Annotated in this window: 7 protein-coding genes; 2 read left to right on the top strand and 5 right to left on the bottom strand. The window is 62.1% G+C overall.

Annotation, left to right across the window (positions count from 1 at the left end; translation table 11 throughout):
* The first annotated feature begins 4 nt into the window (after positions 1 to 4).
* Positions 5 to 13,579 (top strand): non-ribosomal peptide synthase/polyketide synthase, encoded by a 13,575-nt coding sequence (locus AB4O35_RS22930; protein WP_460149302.1) that lies wholly within the window; start codon positions 5 to 7, stop codon positions 13,577 to 13,579.
* Between the two features lie 111 nt (positions 13,580 to 13,690).
* On the opposite strand, the gene AB4O35_RS22925 is transcribed toward AB4O35_RS22930, so the two are convergent.
* Complete coding sequence (locus tag AB4O35_RS22925; RefSeq protein WP_065946392.1) at positions 13,691 to 16,111, bottom strand: TonB-dependent siderophore receptor; 2,421 nt, start codon at positions 16,109 to 16,111, stop codon at positions 13,691 to 13,693.
* 109 nt (positions 16,112 to 16,220) lie between these two features.
* A complete protein-coding gene (locus AB4O35_RS22920; RefSeq protein WP_065876022.1) occupies positions 16,221 to 17,873 on the bottom strand; it encodes a cyclic peptide export ABC transporter in 1,653 nt (550 codons plus the stop codon).
* Between the two features lie 200 nt (positions 17,874 to 18,073).
* Between AB4O35_RS22920 and AB4O35_RS22915 the strand changes: the two genes are divergently transcribed.
* The gene (locus AB4O35_RS22915; protein WP_065876023.1) at positions 18,074 to 18,901 is read left to right on the top strand and encodes a formyl transferase; all 828 of its coding nucleotides are present in this window, start codon (positions 18,074 to 18,076) and stop codon (positions 18,899 to 18,901) included.
* Between the two features lie 135 nt (positions 18,902 to 19,036).
* Here AB4O35_RS22915 and pvdO read toward each other — a convergent pair whose 3' ends face one another.
* From pvdO to pvdM, 3 genes are read right to left on the bottom strand one after another with little or no spacing between them, the layout of a single operon-like run.
* Entirely contained in the window at positions 19,037 to 19,909 is an 873-nt protein-coding gene (gene pvdO, locus AB4O35_RS22910) for a dihydropyoverdine dehydrogenase (protein ID WP_065876024.1), read from the bottom strand.
* 34 nt (positions 19,910 to 19,943) lie between these two features.
* Entirely contained in the window at positions 19,944 to 21,215 is a 1,272-nt protein-coding gene (gene pvdN, locus AB4O35_RS22905) for a pyoverdine-tailoring periplasmic protein PvdN (protein WP_065876025.1), read from the bottom strand.
* A gap of 18 nt (positions 21,216 to 21,233) precedes the next feature.
* Positions 21,234 to 22,583 carry a pyoverdine-tailoring dipeptidase-like protein PvdM gene (gene pvdM / locus AB4O35_RS22900; RefSeq protein ID WP_065876026.1) on the bottom strand — a complete coding sequence of 450 codons (1,350 nt, stop codon included), beginning with the start codon at positions 22,581 to 22,583 and terminating at the stop codon, positions 21,234 to 21,236.
* Positions 22,584 to 22,690: the final 107 nt, after the last annotated feature.

The following is a 22,690-nucleotide window of genomic DNA, read 5'->3' as shown; positions in this document are numbered from 1 at the left end:
TGGCGTGCAAGCATTAATCGAGTCGGTAGGTTCACTTTCTGCGCAACAAAAGAAAGCGTTGGCGGTAATGCTCAAGCAGCAAGGCATCAACCTGTTTGAGATTGCCCCGGTTTTCAAGCGCCAGGAAGGTGAGCCGCTTCGGCTCTCTTATGCTCAGGAAAGGCAGTGGTTTTTGTGGCAATTGGAGCCGCACAGCGCGGCCTACCACCTGCCGCGCGCCCTGCGTTTGAAAGGCCGCCTGGACCGCGCGGCCTTGCAACGCAGCTTCGACAGCCTGATCGGCCGCCACGAAAGCCTGCGGACCTATTTGCATCAGGATGTCGACCACGTGCTGCAAGTGGTCAGGCCCGAGTTGCACCTGGAAATCGCCCTTGAAGCCGGCGACGCCGCGCAGCTGGAAGCGCGGGTGCAAGCGGAAGTCGCCAAGCCTTTCGATCTGCAACAAGGCCCGCTGCTGCGGGTCAAGTTGCTGCAACTGGCGCCCGATGATCACGTGTTGGTGCTCGTACTGCATCACATCGTCTCCGATGGTGGGTCTATGCAAGTGATGGTCGACGAGCTGGTGCAGTTGTACGTCGCGTACAGCCAGGGTCAGGACTTGCACCTGCCGGGCTTGTCGATCCAATACCCGGACTACGCCCTGTGGCAACGCAGCTGGATGGAAGCCGGTGAAAAAGAGCGTCAGCTGGGCTATTGGCGTGAGCAGTTGGGCGGTGAGCAGCCAGTGCTGGAGTTGCCGCTGGATCACCCGCGCCCGGCAGTGCAGAGCTATCGCGGTGCACGGGTCGAGATTGGCCTGGACGCGGCACTGGTGAACGGTCTCAAGGCGCTGGCCCAGCGCGAAGGCGTGACCCTGTTCATGTTGTTGCTGGCGTCGTTCCAGACCCTGTTGTATCGCTACAGCGGGCAGTCGGATATCCGCGTCGGCGTGCCGATTGCCAACCGCAATCGGGCAGAAACCGAGCGCCTGATCGGCTTCTTCGTCAACACCCAGGTACTCAAGGCCGACATCGACGGGCAAATGACCTTCAGCCAGTTGCTGGCCCAGGTCAAGCAGCGTGCACTGGAGGCCCAGAGTCACCAGGACCTGCCGTTCGAACAGTTGGTGGAAGCCTTGCAGCCCGAGCGCAGCCTGAGCCATAACCCGCTGTTCCAGGTGATGTTCAACCATCAGGCCGAAGGCCGCCGGCCGCGTGGCGAGCAGCAGTTGCCGGGCCTGGGCGTGGAGGCGCTGGAGTGGGACAGCCAGAGCGCACAGTTCGACCTGAGCCTGGATACCCAGGAATCGCCCGAAGGCATCTGGGCGTCGCTGACCTACGCCACCGACCTGTTCGACGCTGCGACTGTGCAGCGTATGGCCGAGCATTGGCAGAGGGTGTTGCGGGCAGTGGTGGGGCGTGCCGGCAATCGTATTGCGCAGCTTGGGATGTTGGTTGATGACGAGCAACGCCGGTTGTTGCAAGACTGGAACCGCAGCACGGCGGCGTTCGAAGACGTCGCGGGTGTACACGGTCTGTTCGAAGCCCAGGTGCGGCAACGGCCCGACGCGATTGCCCTGTGTCTGGGCGACCAGTCCATCAGCTACGCCGAACTGAATCGCCAGGCCAACCGCCTCGCGCATCACCTGATCGGCCAGGGCATTGGCCCGGAAGTGCTGGTGGGCGTGGCGGTCGAACGTTCGTTCGACATGGTGGTCAGCCTGCTGGCGGTGCTCAAGGCCGGTGGCGCCTATGTGCCGCTGGACCCGCAATACCCGCGTGAACGCCTGTTGCATATGCTTGAAGACAGCGGCGTGCGCCTGGTGCTGACCCAGTCTCATGTGGCGATGCCATTGCCCGAAGGCATGGCGACGGTCGATCTGGCGGATGCGCACCTGGCGTTGTGCCCTGAAAGCGATCCGCAGATAACGGTTTTTTCGCAGAATCTGGCCTATGTGATCTACACCTCCGGCTCCACCGGCAAACCCAAGGGCGTGGCGATCAACCATGCGGCGCTGACTGAGTTTTCCAGCATTGCTGCTGGCTATTCACGGTTGACCTCGGAAGACCGCGTTCTTCAATTCGCTACCCTGAACTTCGACGGTTTTGTTGAACAGCTGTACCCGGCGTTGACCCATGGCGCCACGGTTGTGCTGCGCGGTCCCGAGCTATGGGACAGTGCGCGGCTGTACGAGGAAATCATCGCCCAGGGCATTACCCTGGCCGACTTGCCGACCGCCTACTGGAACCTGTTCCTGCTCGACTGCCTGGCCGCTGGCCCGCGTGCTTACGGTTCGCTTCGCCAGATCCACATCGGTGGCGAAGCCATGCCGCTGGACGGCCCGGCGCAGTGGCTCAAGGCCGGGCTCGGCCATGTGCGTTTGCTCAATACCTACGGCCCGACGGAGGCCACTGTTGTATCGAGCGTGCTGGACTGCACATCAGGCACCGAACTGATCGGCGCCACCGCCAGCCCGATTGGCCGTTCACTGCCAGGGCGGGCGTTGTATGTGCTGGATCGTGACTTGAACCTGGCGCCGCTGGGCGCCGTGGGCGAGTTGTACATCGGCAGCAGCTGCGGCTTGGCGCGTGCCTATCTGAACCGGGCGTTGCTGACGGCCGAGCGTTTTGTACCGGACCCGTTCGGCGAAACCGGTGAGCGCCTGTACCGCACGGGTGACTTGGCGCGCTACCGCGCTGACGGTGTAATCGAGTACGTCGGCCGGGTCGACCATCAGGTGAAAATCCGTGGTTTCCGTATCGAACTGGGGGAAATCGAAGCGCTGTTGCTGGCCCAGGACGGCGTACGTGAAACCCTGGTGTTGGCTGCCGACAACCAGTTGGTGGCCTATCTGGTCAGCGAGCAAACCGACGCCGAAGCACTGAAGTCGACTCTGCGTGAACAACTGCCGGACTACATGGTGCCGGCGCACCTGGTCTTCCTTGAACGCATGCCGCTGAACCCGAACGGCAAACTGGATCGACAGGCGCTGCCAAAGCCTGACGCCAGCCAATCGCAGCAGCTGTGGGTCGAGCCCGTCACCGAACTGGAGCAACAGGTCGCCGCTGTCTGGGCCGATATCCTGGGCGCCGAGCGGGTAGGGCTGACCGATCACTTTTTTGAAATGGGCGGCCACTCGTTATTGGCCATGCAGGTGGTCTCGCGCCTGCGCCATGTATTGGGCCGTGAAGTCCCGCTGAAGCTGGTCTTCGAGCAACCCAGGCTCGAAGGTTTTGCCAGCGCCCTGCAAGCCTTGGAAGCGCCGGAAGGTGAGCAGGCACCGCCACTTATCGCGGTCGGTCGCGAACAACCGCTGCCGCTGTCTTACGCCCAGGAACGCCAATGGTTCCTCTGGCAACTGGACCCGGACAGCGCGGCGTACCATATCCCCAGCGCCTTGCGCCTCAAAGGTGCGTTGGATGTCTCGGCCCTGCAACGCAGTTTCGACGCCCTGGTGGCCCGTCACGAAAGCCTGCGCACCTGTGTGCAGGTACAGCCGGACGGTGCGCGGCAAGTGATTCAGCCTGACGGCGCCTTGCCGATCAACGTGCGTGGGGTCGACGAAGCTGATCTGCAAGCGCAGGTCGAGGCCGAGATCGCCCGTCCCTTTGATTTGCAGCAAGGGCCCTTGCTGCGTGTGACCTTACTGCGTTTGGCTGAAGACGAGCATGTGCTGGTGCTGGTGCAGCATCACATCGTGTCCGATGGCTGGTCGATGCAAGTGATGGTCGACGAGCTGGTGCAGTTGTATGCCGCGTTCAGCCAGGGCCAGGCGCCGCAACTGCCGGGCATGCCTATCCAGTACGCCGACTATGCCGTGTGGCAGCGCACCTGGATGGAAGCCGGCGAGAAGGCCCGCCAGCTCGACTACTGGCGTGAACTGCTCGGCGGTGAACAACCCGTGCTGGAGCTGCCGTTCGATCATCAGCGCCCGGCGCAGCAGAGCCACCGCGGCGCGCGTCTGGAGGTGCCGCTGCCAACCGCCCTGGCCGCCGATCTCAAGGCCTTGGCCCAGGCGCAGGGCGTGACGCTGTTCATGTTGCTGCTGGCCTCGTTCCAGACGTTGTTACACCGCTACAGCGGCCAGCAGGATATTCGCGTCGGTGTGCCCGTCGCCAACCGCAATCGCGTCGAAACCGAGCGGCTGATCGGCTTTTTCGTCAACACTCAGGTGCTCAAGGCCGATATCGACGGGCACACCACCGTTGCCCAACTGCTCGCTCAGGTCAAACAGCGTGCCCTGGATGCCCAGGCGCACCAGGACCTGCCGTTCGAGCAACTGGTCGAAGCCTTGCAGCCCGAGCGCAGCCTGAGCCTCAACCCGCTGTTCCAGGTGATGTTCAACCACCAGGCCGAAGGGCGCCCGGGCGACGCGCCGCAAGCCTTGGCCCACTTGCGTATTGAAGGCTTGGCGTGGGATCGGCGTACCGCCCATTTCGACCTCGACCTGGATGTGCAGGAGAGTGCGGACGGGCTCTGGGCGTCGCTGGGGTACGCCACCGATCTGTTCGACGCTGCCACCATTGAGCGCATGGCGCGGCATTGGCAGAACCTCTTGCAGGCGATGGTTGCCGATCAGCAACAGAACATTGGTCAGTTGAACCTGCTGGACCGTGACGAGCAACAGCACATTCTCCAACTGTGGGATCGCACCGACTCTGGCTTCCCGGCCACGCGCCTGGTCCATGAACTGTTCGCCGACCGCGCGGCTGAAAACCCCAATGCGGTGGCGGTGAAGTTCGATGCGCAAACCCTGAGCTATGGCCAGCTGGACAGCCAGGCCAACCGCCTCGCACATGCCTTGATCGCTCGAGGCGTCGGCCCGGAAGTGCGCGTGGCGATTGCCATGCCGCGCAGTGCCGAGAGCATGGTGGCGTTTCTTGCGGTGATGAAAGCCGGTGGTGTCTACGTGCCGCTGGATATCGAATACCCGCGTGATCGCCTGCTGTACATGATGCAAGACAGCCGTGCGCAATTGTTGCTGACGCACACCCGTGCCTTGCAGCAACTGCCGATTCCCGAAGGGCTGGACACTCTGGCAATCGATCGCACCGAAACCTGGGCCGATTACAGTGACACTGCGCCCGAGATGAAACTGGACGGCGACAACCTGGCGTACGTCATCTACACCTCCGGCTCCACGGGCATGCCGAAGGGCGTGGCCGTCTCCCACGGCCCATTGGTGGCGCACATTATCGCGACCGGCGAGCGCTACGAAACCAGCCCGGCGGATTGCGAACTGCACTTCATGTCATTCGCTTTCGACGGCTCTCACGAAGGCTGGATGCACCCACTGATCAACGGTGCCAGCGTGCTGATCCGTGACGACAGCCTGTGGCTGCCCGAATACACCTACGAACAAATGCACCGCCATAACGTGACCATGGCCGTGTTCCCGCCGGTGTACCTGCAACAGCTGGCCGAACACGCTGAACGCGACGGCAACCCACCGGCTGTTCGTGTGTACTGCTTCGGCGGTGACGCGGTCGCCCAGGCAAGCTATGACCTGGCCTGGCGCGCACTCAAGCCAACCTACCTGTTCAATGGCTATGGCCCCACCGAAACCGTGGTCACGCCGTTGCTGTGGAAAGCACGAAAAGGTAACCCATGCGGCGCCGTCTACGCGCCAATCGGCACACTATTGGGCAATCGCAGCGGCTATGTTCTGGACTCGCAACTCAACCTGCAACCCATTGGCGTGGCGGGCGAGTTGTACCTGGGCGGCGAGGGCGTAGCCCGGGGGTACCTGGAGCGTCCGGCACTTACCGCGGAACGTTTTGTGCCGGATCCATTCGGCAAACCTGGCAGTCGCGTGTATCGCAGCGGCGACTTGACCCGTGGCCGTCCGGATGGCGTGGTGGATTACCTTGGTCGCGTCGACCATCAGGTGAAAATTCGCGGTTTCCGTATCGAGCTGGGTGAAATCGAAGCGTGCCTGCGTGAACAGGACAGCGTCGGTGAAACCGTCGTAGTCGCTCAGGAAAGCTCAACGGGCAAGCAACTGGTCGCCTATGTGGTTCCGGCAGACCCGCTGCTGGCCGAGAACTCCCCGGCCCAGGTCGAATTCCGCGAAGCGCTGCGTCGCGCCCTGAAAACCCGCCTGCCGGACTACATGGTGCCAGCGCACTTCATGTTCCTGGCGCAGATGCCACTGACCCCCAATGGCAAGCTGGACCGCAAGGGCCTGCCGCAGCCGGAGGAGGCTCAATCCCAAGGGGTGTGGGTTGAACCGGTGACCGCGTTGCAGCAGCAAGTCGCCGCGATCTGGGCCGATGTGCTGGGGGTTGAACGTGTTGGCCTGGCGGATCACTTCTTCGAGCTGGGCGGGCATTCATTGCTGGCCATGCAGGTGATTTCGCGCCTGCGCCAGTTGCTGGAGCGGGAAGTCGCGCTGCGCACCCTGTTTGAACAGCCGCAACTGGAAGGTTTTGTGCTGGCTTTACAGGCCCTGGACGCAACGCCGCTGGCGCCGCCGATGCGCGCGCTGGCACGTGACCGCGCGTTACCGCTGTCGTATGCCCAGGAGCGCCAGTGGTTCCTCTGGCAATTGGAGCCCGACAGCGCGGCCTATCATGTGCCCACTGCATTGCGCCTGAGCGGGCAGTTGGATCGCCCCGCGTTGCAACGCAGTTTCGACGCCTTGCTGGCGCGTCATGAAACCTTGCGCACGGTGTTTGTCAGCGAGGGCGAGCGCACCGTACAGCGTGTCCTGCCGGAGTCTGCGCTGTTGCTGGATTACGCCCGGCTTGAGGACACCTCACCCGAGCAGTTGCAGGCGCGGGTGGAAGCCGAGATCGCCAAACCCTTCGACCTGCGTCAAGGCCCGCTGCTGCGGGTCACGCTGTTGCAGCTGAGCGAGCTGGAGCATGTACTGGTAGTGGTCCAGCACCATATTGTGTCCGATGGCTGGTCGATGCAGGTGATGGTCGATGAGCTGGTGCAGCTGTATGCCGCGTTCAGCCAGGGCCAGTCGGCGTCACTGCCGCTGATGACGCTGCAATACGCCGATTACGCCGTGTGGCAGCGCGACTGGATGGAGGCCGGCGAGAAGCAGCGCCAGATGACGTACTGGCGCGACCTGCTCGGCGGCGAGCAACCGGTACTTGAGCTGCCGCTGGATCATCCACGCCCGGTTGTTCAGAGTTACCGTGGCGCGCGGCTGGATATCGGTCTTGAGGCCGACGTCGTCGCAGCCCTCAAAGCCCTGGCGCAGCGCGAAGGCGTGACCTTGTTCATGCTGTTGCTGGCCTCGTTCCAGACCTTGCTGCATCGCTACAGCGGCCAGTCGGATATCCGCGTGGGTGTGCCGATCGCCAACCGCAATCGTGTAGAAACCGAGCGTCTGATAGGCTTCTTCGTCAACACCCAGGTACTCAAGGCCGACATCGACGGGCAAATGACCTTTGCCCAACTGTTGCAGCAGGCCAAGCGCCGGGCCCTGGATGCCCAGGCCCATCAGGACTTGCCTTTCGAGCAGCTGGTGGAAGCGCTGCAACCTGAACGCAGCTTGAGCCTCAACCCACTGTTCCAAGTGATGTTCAACCATCAATCCGAGGCCCGCGTGCCGCGTGGCGAGCAGTTGCCCGGCTTGCGCGTGGAAGGGTTGGAATGGGACAGCCACACGGCGCATTTCGATCTGAGCCTGGACACCCAGGAGTCCGCTGAAGGCCTGTGGGCCTCGTTGAGCTATGCCACTGACCTGTTCGAAGCCGCGACAGTAGCGCGCTTGGCGCAGCATTGGCAGAACCTGTTGGCCGCCGTGGCCAGCGATGCGCGGCAGCCGATTGCTGCACTCGCGTTGCTTGACAGCGCTGAGCAGCAGCGCCTGTTGCACCAATGGAATGCTGGCGGCGCAGCGGCACCTGTTCAACAGGGCGTACATCGTTTGTTCGAAGCCCAGGTGCGGCAGCGCCCAGACGCGATTGCCCTGTGTCTGGGCGACCAGTCCATCAGCTACGCCGAACTGAACCGCCAGGCCAACCGCCTCGCGCATCACCTGATCGGCCAGGGCATTGGCCCGGAAGTGCTGGTGGGCGTGGCGGTCGAGCGTTCGTTCGACATGGTGGTCAGCCTGCTGGCGGTGCTCAAGGCCGGTGGCGCCTATGTGCCGCTGGACCCGCAATACCCGCGTGAACGCCTGTTGCATATGCTTGAAGACAGCGGCGTGCGCCTGGTGCTGACCCAGTCTCATGTGGCGATGCCATTGCCCGAAGGCATGGCGACGGTCGATCTGGCGGATGCGCACCTGGCGTTGTGCCCTGAAAGCGATCCGCAGATAACGGTTTTTTCGCAGAACCTGGCCTACGTGATCTACACCTCCGGCTCCACCGGCAAACCCAAGGGCGTGGCGATCAACCATGCGGCGCTGACTGAGTTTTCCAGCATTGCTGCTGGCTATTCACGGTTGACCTCGGAAGATCGCGTTCTTCAATTCGCAACCCTGAACTTCGACGGTTTTGTTGAACAGCTGTACCCGGCGTTGACCCATGGCGCCACGGTTGTGCTGCGCGGTCCCGAGCTATGGGACAGTGCGCGGCTGTACGAGGAAATCATCGCCCAGGGCATTACCCTGGCCGACTTGCCGACCGCCTACTGGAACCTGTTCCTGCTCGACTGCCTGGCCGCTGGCCCGCGTGCTTACGGTTCGCTTCGCCAGATCCACATCGGTGGCGAAGCCATGCCGCTGGACGGCCCGGCGCAGTGGCTCAAGGCCGGGCTCGGCCATGTGCGTTTGCTCAATACCTACGGCCCGACGGAGGCCACTGTGGTATCGAGCGTGCTGGACTGCACATCAGGCACCGAACTGATCGGCGCCACCGCCAGCCCGATTGGCCGTTCACTGCCAGGGCGGGCGCTGTATGTGCTGGATCGCGACTTGAACCTGGCGCCGCTGGGCGCCGTGGGCGAGTTGTACATCGGCAGCAGCTGCGGCTTGGCGCGTGCCTATCTGAACCGGGCGCTGCTGACGGCCGAGCGCTTTGTACCGGACCCGTTCGGCGAAACCGGCGAGCGCCTGTACCGCACGGGTGACTTGGCGCGCTACCGCGCTGACGGTGTGATCGAATACGTCGGCCGGGTCGACCATCAGGTGAAGATCCGTGGTTTCCGTATCGAACTGGGGGAAATCGAAGCGCTGTTGCTGGCCCAGGACGGCGTACGTGAAACCCTGGTGTTGGCTGCCGACAACCAGTTGGTGGCCTATCTGGTCAGCGAGCAAACCGACGCCGAAGCACTGAAGTCGACTCTGCGTGAACAACTGCCGGACTACATGGTGCCGGCGCACCTGGTCTTCCTTGAACGCATGCCGCTGAACCCGAACGGCAAACTGGATCGACAGGCGCTGCCAAAGCCCGATGCCAGCCAATCGCAGCAGCTGTGGGTCGAGCCCGTCACCGAACTGGAGCAACAGGTCGCCGCTGTCTGGGCCGATATCCTGGGCGCCGAGCGAGTAGGGCTGACGGACCACTTTTTTGAAATGGGCGGCCACTCGTTATTGGCCATGCAGGTCGTCTCGCGCCTGCGCAACCTGCTGGGCAGGGAAATCGCCCTGCGAAGCCTGTTCGAACAACCGCGCTTGCAGGGGTTTGTTGCTGCCTTGTCGACCGACAGCGGCACACCGCTGGCGCCGCCGCTGTTGGCCGTGGGGCGAGATCAACCCTTGCCCTTGTCCTACGCCCAGGAGCGCCAATGGTTCCTCTGGCAACTGGACCCGGACAGCGCGGCGTATCACGTGCCGGGTGTCTTGCGTTTGAAGGGCCAACTGGACCAAGCCGCATTGCAGCGCAGTTTCGACACACTGGTCGCGCGTCATGAAAGCCTGCGTACCCACCTGCAACAAGACGGTGAGCGTGCGGTGCAGGTTATTGCGGCGAACACATCGGTAGCGATCACCCGTAGCGACGTAGAAGAGGCTGCACTGCGTACTCATGTGGAGGCGTTCATTGCACAACCGTTCGACCTGACCCAGGGGCCGCTCATGCGTGTGGGCCTGCTGCGCGTCGCCGACGATGACCATGTATTGGCGCTGGTGCAGCACCACATCATTTCCGATGGTGGGTCGATGCAGGTGCTGGTTGATGAACTGGTGCACTTGTATGTTGCGTACAGCCAGGGCCAAACGCCGCAGTTGCCGGACCTGCCGGTGCAATACGCTGACTACGCGGTGTGGCAGCGCAATTGGATGGATGCCGGCGAAAAAACACGTCAGCTCGATTACTGGCGCGGCCTGCTTGGCGGTGAGCAACCGGTCCTGGAGCTGCCACTGGATCACCCGCGTCCGACCCAGCAAAGCCATCGCGGTGCGAGCCTGGACATCAACGTTCCCTCGGCGCTGGTCAGCGCATTGCGTACGCAGGCCCAGCGTCAAGGGGTGACGCTGTTCATGCTGTTGCTGGCGTCGTTCCAGACCTTGTTGCACCGCTACAGTGGCCAGCGGGATATCCGCGTCGGCGTCCCCGTCGCTAACCGCAACCGCGTGGAAACCGAGCGCCTGATCGGCTTCTTCGTCAACACCCAGGTGCTCAAGGCCGACATCGATGGGCAGCAGACGGTTGCCCAGTTACTGGCGCAGGTCAAGCAACGTGCGCTGGATGCCCAGGCGCATCAGGACTTGCCTTTCGAGCAACTGGTAGAAGCCTTGCAGCCTGAGCGCAACCTGAGTTTCAACCCGTTGTTCCAGGTGCTCTTCAATCATCAGACGCAGGCCTCTGCCCGCGATGAGCGCCAGCCACTACCTGGCCTGAGTGTCAGTGGGCTGGCGTGGGACAGCCAGACCGCCCAGTTCGATCTGAGCCTCAATACCCACGAATCGATCGAAGGGCTTGCCGCCTCGCTCACCTATGCCACTGACCTGTTCGAACCCGCTACGCTGGCGCGCATGGCGCGTCATTGGCTGAACCTGCTGCAGGGCATGGTGGGTGATGTGCAGCAGCGTATCGGCCAGTTGCCGTTACTTGACCACCGTGAGCAGCAAACGGCGGTGCACGGCTGGAACGCCACGGCCCGCGACTACCCACTGCAACGCTGTGTGCACCAATGGATCGAAGATCAGGCTGCGTTTACACCCGATGCGCCGGCGTTGGCGTTTGCCGGGCAACAGCTGAGCTACACCGAGTTGAATCGCCGCGCCAACCGCTTGGCCCATCGTTTGATCAGCGCCGGTGTAGGCCCGGATGTCCTTGTGGGGCTGGCGCTAGAGCGTTCCATCGAAATGGTGGTGGGGCTGCTGGCGGTGCTCAAGGCCGGTGGCGCCTATGTGCCGCTGGACCCGGAATACCCACGCGAACGCCTGGCCTACATGCTGCAGGACAGCGGCGTGAAGCTGCTGCTGACCCAGGCGCATCTGTTGGAACAGTTGCCGATCCCGCAAGGCTTGGACAGCCTGGTGCTCGGCGAGTCCTGGTTTGAAGGGTATGCCGAACACAACCCAGGCATCGCCCTGGACGGCGAAAACCTCGCCTATGTGATCTACACCTCCGGTTCCACCGGGCAACCCAAAGGGGCGGGCAACCGACATTCGGCGTTGACCAACCGGTTGTGCTGGATGCAGGAGGCCTATGGCCTGACGGCCCGCGACAGCGTGCTGCAAAAGACCCCGTTCAGTTTTGATGTCTCGGTGTGGGAGTTCTTCTGGCCCTTGATGACCGGTGCGCGCCTGGTGGTTGCAGCGCCTGGGGATCATCGTGATCCGGCCAAGTTGGTCAGCCTGATCAACCACGAGCACATCACCACGCTGCACTTTGTGCCCTCGATGCTCCAGGCGTTCCTGCAGGATCCACAGGTCACCACCTGCCGAAGCCTGCAACGTATTGTCTGCAGCGGCGAAGCACTGCCGGTGGATGCCCAGCAACAGGTATTCGCCAAGCTGCCGCAGGCCGGGCTCTACAATCTTTACGGCCCAACGGAAGCTGCCATCGACGTGACCCACTGGACGTGCGTCGATGAAGGCCAGGCCACCGTGCCGATCGGTGAACCGATCGCCAACCTGCGCACCCATGTGCTGGACGCCGGTTTATCGCCGGTGCCTGTCGGGGTGGCGGGCGAGTTGTACCTGGGCGGCCAAGGCCTGGCGCGCAGCTATCATCGCCGTCCCGACCTGACCGCCGAACGTTTTGTACCTTGCCCATTCCATGCCGGTGCCCGCCTGTATCGCACCGGCGACCGCGTACGCCAGCGCGCTGATGGTGTCATCGAGTACCTCGGGCGCCTGGATCATCAGGTCAAGCTGCGCGGCCTGCGGATTGAGCTGGGTGAAATCGAAGCGCGTCTGCTCGAACACCCGGATGTGCGCGAAGCCACCGTGCTGGTGGTGGACGGGCAGCACTTGGTGGGTTATGTGGTGCTGCAACAGGCTGGCGACGACTGGCGTGACCGCCTGGGCGCCTATTTGGGGAATCACCTGCCGGACTATATGGTGCCAGCTCAATGGGTGATGCTGGAACAGATGCCGTTGAGCCCCAACGGCAAGCTGGACCGCAAGGCGCTGCCCAAGCCCGACGCAACGGGCCGCGAATACGTTACGCCGCACACTCGGTTGCAACAGCAGATTGCCGCCATCTGGGCACAGGTGCTGGACGTCGAGCGCGTGGGCTTGCACGACAACTTCTTCGAACTGGGCGGCCACTCGCTGTTGGTGCTGATGCTCAAGGACCGACTCAACAAGGCGTGCGGTGTGTCGCTGGCGGTCAATCAACTGATGCTTCATCCGACGGTAGCCGCGCAGGCGCGCTGCATGGAGGGTAACGGTCCGGCGTCGCTGATCGTGCCGCTCAACGGCCAGACTGAAGGCACGCCGCTGTACTTATTCCACCCAAGTTTTGGCTCGGTACATTGCTATAAAGCCATTGCCCTGGCGTTGCGTGAACAGCGCCCGGTGATGGGTGTGGTGTGCCGCGCCTTGGTGGAAGAGGGCGGCGAAGTGCCGAGCTGGGCGCAAATGGTTGAGGATTACGCCCAGCAGTTGCTGCGTGCCCAGCCGCAGGGTGCCTTTTGCCTGGCGGGCTGGTCACTGGGCGGCAACCTGGCCATGGAAGTGGCCTATCACCTGGAACAGGCCGGCCGTCAGGTTGAATCGGTCGGCTGGATCGATGCGCCGCCACCGGCTCGCTTCACCGCGTTCTGGAATCAGGGCGCGCTGGTGGACGACCGCGCGATCTCTGCTGCTGAGCGGCGTGCCGAGCTGCTGGCGGTGATGTTCCCTCACTATGCCGAACAGATCCAACGTGTCTGGCAAGCGGCTCCCGGCAACGAGGATGAACAATGGCAGTGCCTGTCCGACTGGGCGGAATCGACCCTGGGCGACAGCTTCCGTGTACTCAAGGACGAGCTGCAGGAGGGCGGCGAAACCGAGCGCTCCTGGGCGATCAAGCAACTGCTGGATGAGCGCCTGCAAGACACCGACTACCGTGCGATCAAGGCACCGGTCAACTGCTGGTGGGCGGCGCTGAGTGAGGGCGGTATTCACCAGGCGCTGATCGAAAGCGGCATGCGCGAGGTGATCGGCCAGGCGGGTATCCAGCGCTCGGTGGTGATCGAGACGACTCATCATCGGATCGTGGATAACGCTGAGTTCATCCGCAGCTTTGTGGCTGCCATGGAGTAAGCGGTTGAGGTAAGAAACGCCCCTGATCATCAAGCATGATCAGGGGCGTTTTGTTAGGTCCATGAAAAAGCCCCTGGTCACATGGTGAGCAGGGGCTTTGGGGCTTGCGGATTAGAAGTCGTAGCGGGTGGTGACCATGAAGTTACGTGGGTCGCCAGGGTAGGCGGAGTCATAGAAACCGATGTTGGTGTAGTAGTGCTTGTCGAACAGGTTGTTGACGTTGAGGGTGGCCGACAGGTTCTCGGTCACTTGGTAGCGGGTCATCAGGTCAACGAGCCAGTAGGGTTCCTGGGTGAATTTTTCGGAGCGGCCGCCGCCGGGGTAGCCCCAATTCCGGACAGTCTGCCAGCCTGCGCTCTGCCAGCGTGCGCCGCCGCCGACGGTGAGCTTGTCGAGGCTGCCTTGCAGTTTGTAGGTGGTGTAGAGGCTTACCTGATCCTCTGGTTCCCAAGTCGAGATCTTCTCACCATCGGCATCGCGGGCGACTTTGTGGGTGTAGCCAGCTTGCAACTGCCAGCCTTTAGCGAGCTCGCCGGAGATCTCCGCTTCGTAACCTTTAGTTTTGCTTTTAGTGCCCAAGTACGAGTAATCGACGGCTGGCTGCGAGTTCCAGACAGTATCGGCGATTGGGCGATTAGTCTCGTGTACCTCAAAGTAGGCGAGACTGCTGTTCAGGCGACCATCGAAGAATTCGCCCTTGAGCCCAATCTCGTAGTTTTTGCCCTCGTCAGGTTGAAGCATGGTGTTGGTTCGGTCGCGATACTGAGTTTGCGGCTTGAAGATTTCCGTGTAGCTGGCGTAGGCGGTGAAGTTGTCGTTCAAGTCGTACGTCAGACCGGCGTAAGGCACTACCTTGCCGCTTTCTTCGGTGTCGCTGGTGCCGGTGACCTGATAGTTGGCGACCCGGGTACCGAGCAACAGATGAAGCTCGTCCGTCAGGCTGAAACGACCAGTGACATAGGTGCCGGTCTGGCGGGTGATTTCATCGCTGAACCGGGAAGCTTTGCCCCATGCAGGTTCAATGGCTTCACCGTGCCAGTTGTAAAAATCATAGGAGTTGCTGAAGTAGACCGGATTCCGGTAGTCCTTTCCCTTCCATCGGGAGGTCGATACTGACTGGCCAATCACCAACTCGTGCTCACGCCCGAACAGGTCAAAAGGCCCAGATGCGTAGACATCCAGACTATCGCTGGTCGTTTCTCCGGTGTACTTGGCCGCATAGATCGAACTGGCCGTGGCGGAATCCTGGGAGATATAGCCCAGCGGCGCGTCGTACCCATTGACCTGATGGTTGTACTGGCCTTTGGTGACCCAGCCGTTGTCGAAACTGTGCTCCAGCGTGGCGAATACCGTGTGACTGTATTGTTGCCATGAGCCCCATTTGGGCCCGTTGTTGAATGAGCGAGGCAGGTCCAGTTTGTTGCCGGTGGCGTCGAAGATGGTGCGGGTGCCGGTCCAGCTGGAGCCTTTGGGGTCGCTGTCTTGATAGTCAGCACCCAGTGTGAGTAGGGTGTCCGGGGTCAGGTCCACTTCAAGGATGCCGTAGTAAACGCCGGTCTTGCGGGAGTAGTGGTCGAGGAACGACTTCTTGTCCTGGTACGCCGCCACTGCGCGGCCGCGCACGTTACCGGTTTCGGTTAAGGGGCCGCTGACGTCGACTTGGGAGCGATAGTTGTCCCAGGAGCCTGCGCCCAGTTCGATACTACTTTTGAACTCGGAGGTCGGCTTCTTGCGGATCAAATTGATGGTGCCACCAGGTCCACCGGCACCGGTAAGTAAGCCAGTAGCGCCCTTGAGCACTTCGACGCGATCGTAGATCGCCATGTCAGTCATGGTCTGCCCGGCGGAATACTGAGCATCGCGCAGGGTCGGAATGCCGTCGTACTGGAAGTTCTCGATGGAGAATCCACGGGAATAGTAGTTGGTACGCTCGGTGTCGAAGGTCGACACCGTGATACCCGGTGTATGGCGCATCACATCGTCAATGGATTTGAGCCCAAAATCATCCATCACCTGACGCGTCACCACCGAAATCGATTGCGGCGTTTCCCGTGGCGTCAGCACCAGGCGCGTCGCCGTGGCGATGGTGCCCGGGGTGTACGAACCGGTGCCTTCGGTCACGGTGCCCAATTGGTTGGCCGTCACTTGGGTGGCACCCAGTTCCAGCCCTGAGGTCGCGACCGCACTGATGGTCACAGCGTTGCCTTGCAGCGTGTAATTGATGCCGGTGCCTTTGAGCAGGGTGGCGAGGGCTTGCTTGGGCTCCTGCGTGCCTTTGACGGCGGTGCTGGTTTTGCCCTGCACGTCGGTAGGGCTGTAGAGCACTTGCAGGTTGCTCTGATGGCCAAACGCTTGCAGTGCCGTCCCCAACGGCTGTGCAGGGATGTCGAGCTCGATCTCTTGGGCCTGGACGTACCCGGCAATGGGCATCGATACCGCAAGGGCCAGCGCGCTTGGCAACAGGTTGAAGTTCAGGGCCCGTCGCATCGATAGCGCTTTGCTCAGGGGGCTCAGACCGAGTCGTACTGACATGGATGCTTTCTCTTCTATGTTTTAGTTGGCAGATTCTAAGTGTTTATTGAGTGTGGTTCTCATTCCCACTAGTGAGACGTTCCTACTTGCAGAAACCGGAAAAGAAATTTCACGCAGGCTCCATTTCATGTACCACCTGGCCGGCACGCAGGCGCACGAGCTGGTCGGCGATGTCGAAATAGCGGTCGTCGTGGCTGATCACGATGATGGTCTTGCCCAGTCGCTTGAGGTCCGGCAGCAGTTCGGTATAGAAAATGCGGCGGAAGGCCGGGTCCTGGTCGGCGGCCCATTCATCGAACACCAGCACCGGACGTTCTTCGAGCCAGGCATTGACCAGTGCCAGGCGCTTGCGTTGGCCGGTGGACAGGTCGGTGGTGCTGAACACGCCATCCTTGACGCTGACTTTGTGCGCGATTTCCAGGCGCTCCAGGTAGTTGGCGGCGCTGTCCAGCGACTGTGTGGCACTGCCCTGTACCAAGTCATCGAACAGGTAGTAGTCAGCAAATACCGTGGTGAACAACTGGCGATAGTCGTCGCGGACCGGGTCGGTCACGGTTTCCCCGTTGAGGCGGATTTCACCGGCCTGGGGTTGATACAGGCCCAGCAGCAGCTTGATCAGGGTGGTCTTGCCGCAGCCGTTTTCGCCGACGATAAACACGATATCGCCCTGCTTGATGCTCAGGTTGATCGGGCCCAGGTGGAAGGGCTCGCTGCCTTCCACCGGCGGCGGGCTGTACGTCACGCCGCGCAGTTCCAGGCTGTGCACCAGAGGGTGCGGCGCCTCGGTATCGGCCATCAGCAGGTGCGGTTCCGGTGACGAGAAGCGTTCGGACAGTTCGGTAATGCGCGTAAAGGCAATGCGCGCCTTGCCAATGATCGGCAAGTAACCCACCACATGCTCCAGCGGGCCTTTCATGTACAGCAGCACCAGCACGAAACCGGTGATCACTGCCGGGTCCGGGTTGGGGCTGTAGGCCTGCATCGCCAGGGCGATGCCGATAACCACGAAAAACAGCATCGAACCGAACGTCTTGGCGATGATGTAGATGTTGACCGAGCGCACCTGAATGTCGCTGATCCGGTCGGCGGTTTCCTGGATGCGGTGGGTATTCATCCGATAGCGGCGTGGGCGATGGATGCGCAGCTCCTTGGCGCCCGAGGCAATGGCCGAGTAGTAACGTTGCAGCTCGTCTTCGAGGTCGCGGGCTTCGTCGAAACCGCGAATGCCCTTGGCGCCTGCAATGAACTGCACACTGCTGCCGATGATGATCGCCACGATCATCATCACAAACATCGGCACCGACAGGTACGCCAGGTAGCCCAGGCAACCCAGGGTCACTGTGGCGGCAATGGCCAGCGGGGTGAATGCGAAGGAAAAGTCACTGATGGTGTCGACGTCGTGGGTCAGCACCGGGATCAGGCGGTGGGAGCGGTAGCGCTCGATCTGCTCGATCGGCGCCGACAGCACCTTCTCACCCAGTTCCTTGCGCAACGCCGCGATGATGCGCTGGCCCACGTAATTGGTGCCGATGTCCGACACAATCGAGCTGGTCAGCGCCAGCACGCACAGGGCGGCGAAGGTCAGCACCACGCCTTGAGTCATGCCGGTGGAGGAGTGCAGGGCATTATTGATGGTCGCCAGCAAAAAGGTGATGGCCAGGCCGCCGGCCATGCCCAGGGCGACGGAGACGCTGACGATGGTGCGAAAGGGCCTGAGCAATGCGAGCAAACCGTTGAAGGCGCCGCGCTTGGGGTCGGTCATAAATACTTCCCGGAAAGTGAAAAAGAGGGGGCTGGGCACACAGACCCTTACCCATGACAAACGAAGGATTGGCGCGACTATTTAGCTCGGTGCGCTCGGCGGTGGCGGTGGCGGATAAATTGCGCGGCGGCTGGTTCGTTCTTGTGGTGTAGGCGCACGCGCATTGGCGCGTGCCTGATCTATCCAGCGAGAGCGAAGCAATGACGAAAAAGAATCTGGTGTACGTGTGGTCCCTGCGCAATGCCGCGGCTGACAAGGCCGGGCAGCCAGTGGCCTACAAGGACCACGAGCGCTACATGATGTCGGTGCTGGAATCCCTGGCGGGCGCACTGAACGACACGCCGCTGGGCGAGGCCTACAACCTGGTGGGCGTGGTGTATGACGACGACGAGCAAAACCCACGGGACCAGCAGCTGGTCCGCGATTACGGGTTTGCCTACAAACCGGGTCGCCAATGGCTATACCCGGCCGACCTGCGGGTGCAGGGGCGCCTGGTCAATGATCTGCTGCTGAGCGTGCCGTCTACCTACCGGCGGCTGCCACGCGGTAGCGCGGAACACATCGCCGGCAAGCAGGATTTCGAACGCCGCCTGCACGACACGCTGGTGGAGCTGAAGGCAGATATCGTGGTGCTGGACGGTTTGTTGGTGATCCTCGACGAGCTGGTGCGCCCGGGCGCGCCGTTTGCCCGCCGCATCATGAACATCCACCCGGGGATTACCCGCATCGAATCGCCCTACGAGCGCCGTGGCGCCTACGCCACCTGGAACGCCCTGTACGGAGCGCGTGGGCAAACGGTGGTGGATTGGGCGACCAAGGAGACCCGGCCCTCGGAGCCGCTGTACCTCACCGGCGCTTCGTTCCACTACGTGGACAACGGCATTGACTCGGGCGAAGTGTTCCACGACGTGCTCAAGACTGAGATCGCGCCGGATGACACCATCCTTGAATTGCGCTGGAATAACTTCAACAACAGCCTGTTCCCGGCGTTGCACGAAGGGTTGGCGTTGTTGGCGCAGAAGGGCTGACCGCAATCTTCTTGAGCCTTGCGGTCCAAATGTGGGAGCTGGCTTGCCTGCGATAGCGGTGGGTCAGACACATTGATGTTAGCTGACCTGCCGCCATCGCAGGCAAGCCAGCTCCCACACTGGAGGGTGCCCGTGTTACAGGTCGCGCACTACCCGAAACCCGATCCAGTCCCCGCGCGTCTGCGGGTAGATGTTATTGCGGTTGCCCGAGCGCGAAAACACCGGCGCTTCGCCCCAGTCGTTGCCGCGAATCTGATACAGCTCGCAGGTCGGCTCCACCCAGGCACTGCCATCGGTGGGGGCGCCCTTGTAGTCCGCGTGGTAGCAGTCTGCGACCCGCTCATACACGTTGCCATGCATGTCGTACATGCCAAAGGCATTCGGCGGGTAGCTGCCGACGGGTGACGAGTAGCTGTACCCATCCGCAGGGCCGTAGGTGTTGGCATGCTTGGCGATGCTGTAGCCCTTGCCCTCATCGAACGGGAACGGAAACGGCCCGGTCGAGCCTGCGCGTGCGGCATATTCACGCTGCGATTCGCTGACCATGTGGTACGGCTGCCCAGTCTTTTTCGACAGCCAGGCCACATAGCCTTTGATGTCATCCATGTCCATGCACACCGCCGGCTGGCGTGGGCCCTGGGGGTAGCGCGGCCTGCTGGCGATGCATTCGCGGCCGGGGCGGGTGTCGCCATCGGCGATGGTCACGCCGGTCTGGCGGACATAGCTGTCCCATTCGCCAGCGGTGATGTGAAAACGGCTCATGGCAAACGGCTTGGCGAAGGTCACTTCATGCATCGGGCTTTCATCCGGCTCGCGGCCGACTTCATCGTCCGGCGTGCCCATGGTGAAGGTGCCGGCGGGCAGCACCACCATTTCCGGGCAGTCCTTGCAGTCCTTGAACACTTTGCCGGGTTGCGGCGCGGCGGCTTGGGCCAGGTTGGGCAGGAGTGCGCCGCACAGGGCGGTCAGTGCCAATGCCGTGAGGGGTTTGAGTCGGGATGGATTCATGTGGGCATCTCGTTCAAAGGAAAAAGGGTGGGCGTCACACCTGCTGGCGAAGCAAGGTCATGAAACGCTGGATTTCATCGGAGGAATTGAGCAGGCCAGGGGCAGTGCGAATCACCGGGCCGACATCCCGGTTCACCGCGTCGATCACCACACGGCGTTTCATCATGTTGGCCGCGACGGCATCACAGTCCTTTCCTTTGACGCGGAAGAAGGTGAAGCCGGCCGACAGTTCGGGGCTGCGCGGCGTGACCAGTTCGATCTGCCGCTGCGCCAACAGCTGCTCCTTGAGTTCGGTATTCAGCGCACGAATGCGTGCCTGCACCTGCGCCTTGCCCAGTTGCAAGTGCAGCTTGAACGCCTCATCCGCCGCCCAGCGATGCTCGAAGGCGTGGTAGCCGCCCGGCGTCATGCGGGTGGCGAAGTCTTTGTCTTCGGAGAAGGTTGGCACCATCGGTGTCACGTATCGGTTGTCCGCGTCGCGGGCGCAGACAAGCCCGGTGCCGCGTGGGCCGAACATCCACTTGTGGGTGCCGGCGATAAAGAAGTCGCAATGCATGTCCGGGAAGTCGAGGTTTTCCACGCCGAAACCATGCACGCCATCCACCACATAGAGGATGCGGTCCTGGTCGTCGCGGTTGCGATTGTGTTCGTCCACCAGCGTGCCGATTTCGCCAATGGGCAGTTTCACGCCACTGCCGGACTGCACCCAGGTCATGCCAAGCACGCGGGTGTTGGGGCGGATATGGCGCTGGATGTTGCCCAGCACCTCGTCGGCGGACACGCGGTGGGCGCTCTCGAATAACTTGATCCGGCGCACCTGCGTGCCTTCCTTGAGTGCGCGATAGTCCAGCACATTTTGGGTGGCGTAGTGCTCGTGGACGGTCGTAAGGATTTCCTGGCCTGGCCGTACCTTGATCCCGCCGTAGATCATCGCCAACCCTTCCGAAGTGCTGCCGGTGAGGGCGATCTGTGCAGGCGTGGCCTGCAAATAGCGGCCGGCCCACTCACGTACCTGGCCTTCACGCTTCCAGGTTTCCTGCAGGTCCCAGTCCATCGCCAGCCCTGGGTTGCGGTCGATCTGCGCCCGGTAACGCTCGATGGCCTCGCGTACCGGCTTGGGGTGCGAAGCCACCAGGAAGTTGGAGAAGTGCAGGTAATCCGGGTCTTGGTTGAACAGCTGCTTGAGGCCCGTCCATGGGGCATCTGTGGTGTTGGCGGCGATTGCTTGCGGGAGCAGCGCGGCGCCCAGTGGCAGGCTGGCGGCAAATACACCCGCCTGCTTGAGGAACGTACGGCGGTCGGTCATGGACGTGCTTCTAAGTGATTAGCGGTTGGCCAATGGCTTGGCGGCTTTTTGTACTTGGTCCCACACGCGCAGGAAGTTACCGCCCCACAGTTTGGCGATATCGGCTTCGGAATAGCCGCGCTGGATCAGTTCGGCGGTGACGTTGCGTATCTCGCCGACGTTCTCCCAGCCCTGGATGCCGCCGCCGTCGTTGAAGTCCGAGGAGATGCCGACGTGATCAATCCCGATCTTGCGCACCGTGTAGTCGACGGCGTCGCCCCAATCCTTGAGCGTGGCCTTGGGCTCCTCTTCAAGAATGCCGTACAGGCCTTGGGCATATTGGCCGAACTTCTGCTCGGGCCAGGCGGCAATGATCGCGTCGCCCGGCATCAAGGCCATGGCTAGGTTGGGCAGGGGAGGCAGGTCGAAACGTGCGCGCAGGGCATTGAGCTTGTCCTGGGTCGGCTGGCTCAAGGGGCGTAGATACGCCGGGAACCCCACGACCTGAACCACGCCGCCGCTGTTCTTGATCAGTTGCAGTTCCTTGTCACTGAGGTTGCGCGGGATATCCACCGACGCGCGTGGCGCTGAATGGGAGGCCACCATCGGTGTGCGGCTCAGCTGCGCCACTTGCTCGAGGGCCTTGGTCGACATCTGCGACACATCGATGATCACGCCCAGGTCGTTGAGGCGGTGCACGGCTTGTTGGCCAATCGGCGACAAGCCTTCGAGTGCGTCGGCGGAGTCATTGAAAAACGGCAGTGGGCGCGAAGAATCGGACCAGGCGTTATTGCCGATATAGCTGAACCCGAACATGCGCATGCCGCGTGCGGCCCACAGGTCCAGCTGGTTCAAGTCGTTGCCCAAGGGGTAGGCATTGAGCATGCTGATAAAGATCGCGAACTTGCCCTCGCCATGCAGGCGCCGGAAGTCGTCCGGGGTGTAGGCAATGCCCACCTGGTTGGGAAAGTCGCGGACCATGCCGGAGATGATCTTGAAGCGCACCTCTTGCTCATGGCGCGCCTCTTCGACAAAACCGTCGGTGGGCTTGTGCGGGGCGTTGGGGCCGTTCCAGATTTCCGGCCAGCCAAAAATCGTCAGGGCCGCGCCGGACAAGCGGCCACGAGCCGCCTTGGCCAGGTCGAATTGGCCGTTGCCATCCTTGTCGGCCTCGTTGTCGATGCCGCCGAAATCCAGGGGCACGGTGATATGGCTGTCGAATGACAACAGGCGATCCTGCATTTCATTGGCTTGCTTGATCACTTCCAGCGGGTAGCCGGCATTGCCCCTGAACCAGTGATCCCAGGCCAGGAAGCCGGCTCCGGCGCCAATGGCGAGTGCCAGCGGCAGGCCGATATACAACGCCTTTTTCGAACGTGGTTTTGTCATTGCCATCTCAGTCAGTTGAGGCCTTTGCTATCAGGGAAGAACGAGCGTCGGGCACAGAAATTTAGGCGGCGGGCAGGTCGCGGTAAATTTCCCCGGCCTGCAAACGT

The organism is Pseudomonas sp. H1_A03 (genome assembly GCF_054685145.1).
Note: the sequence above shows the minus strand (reverse complement) of the source record. Positions and strands in the feature narration are given on the sequence as shown.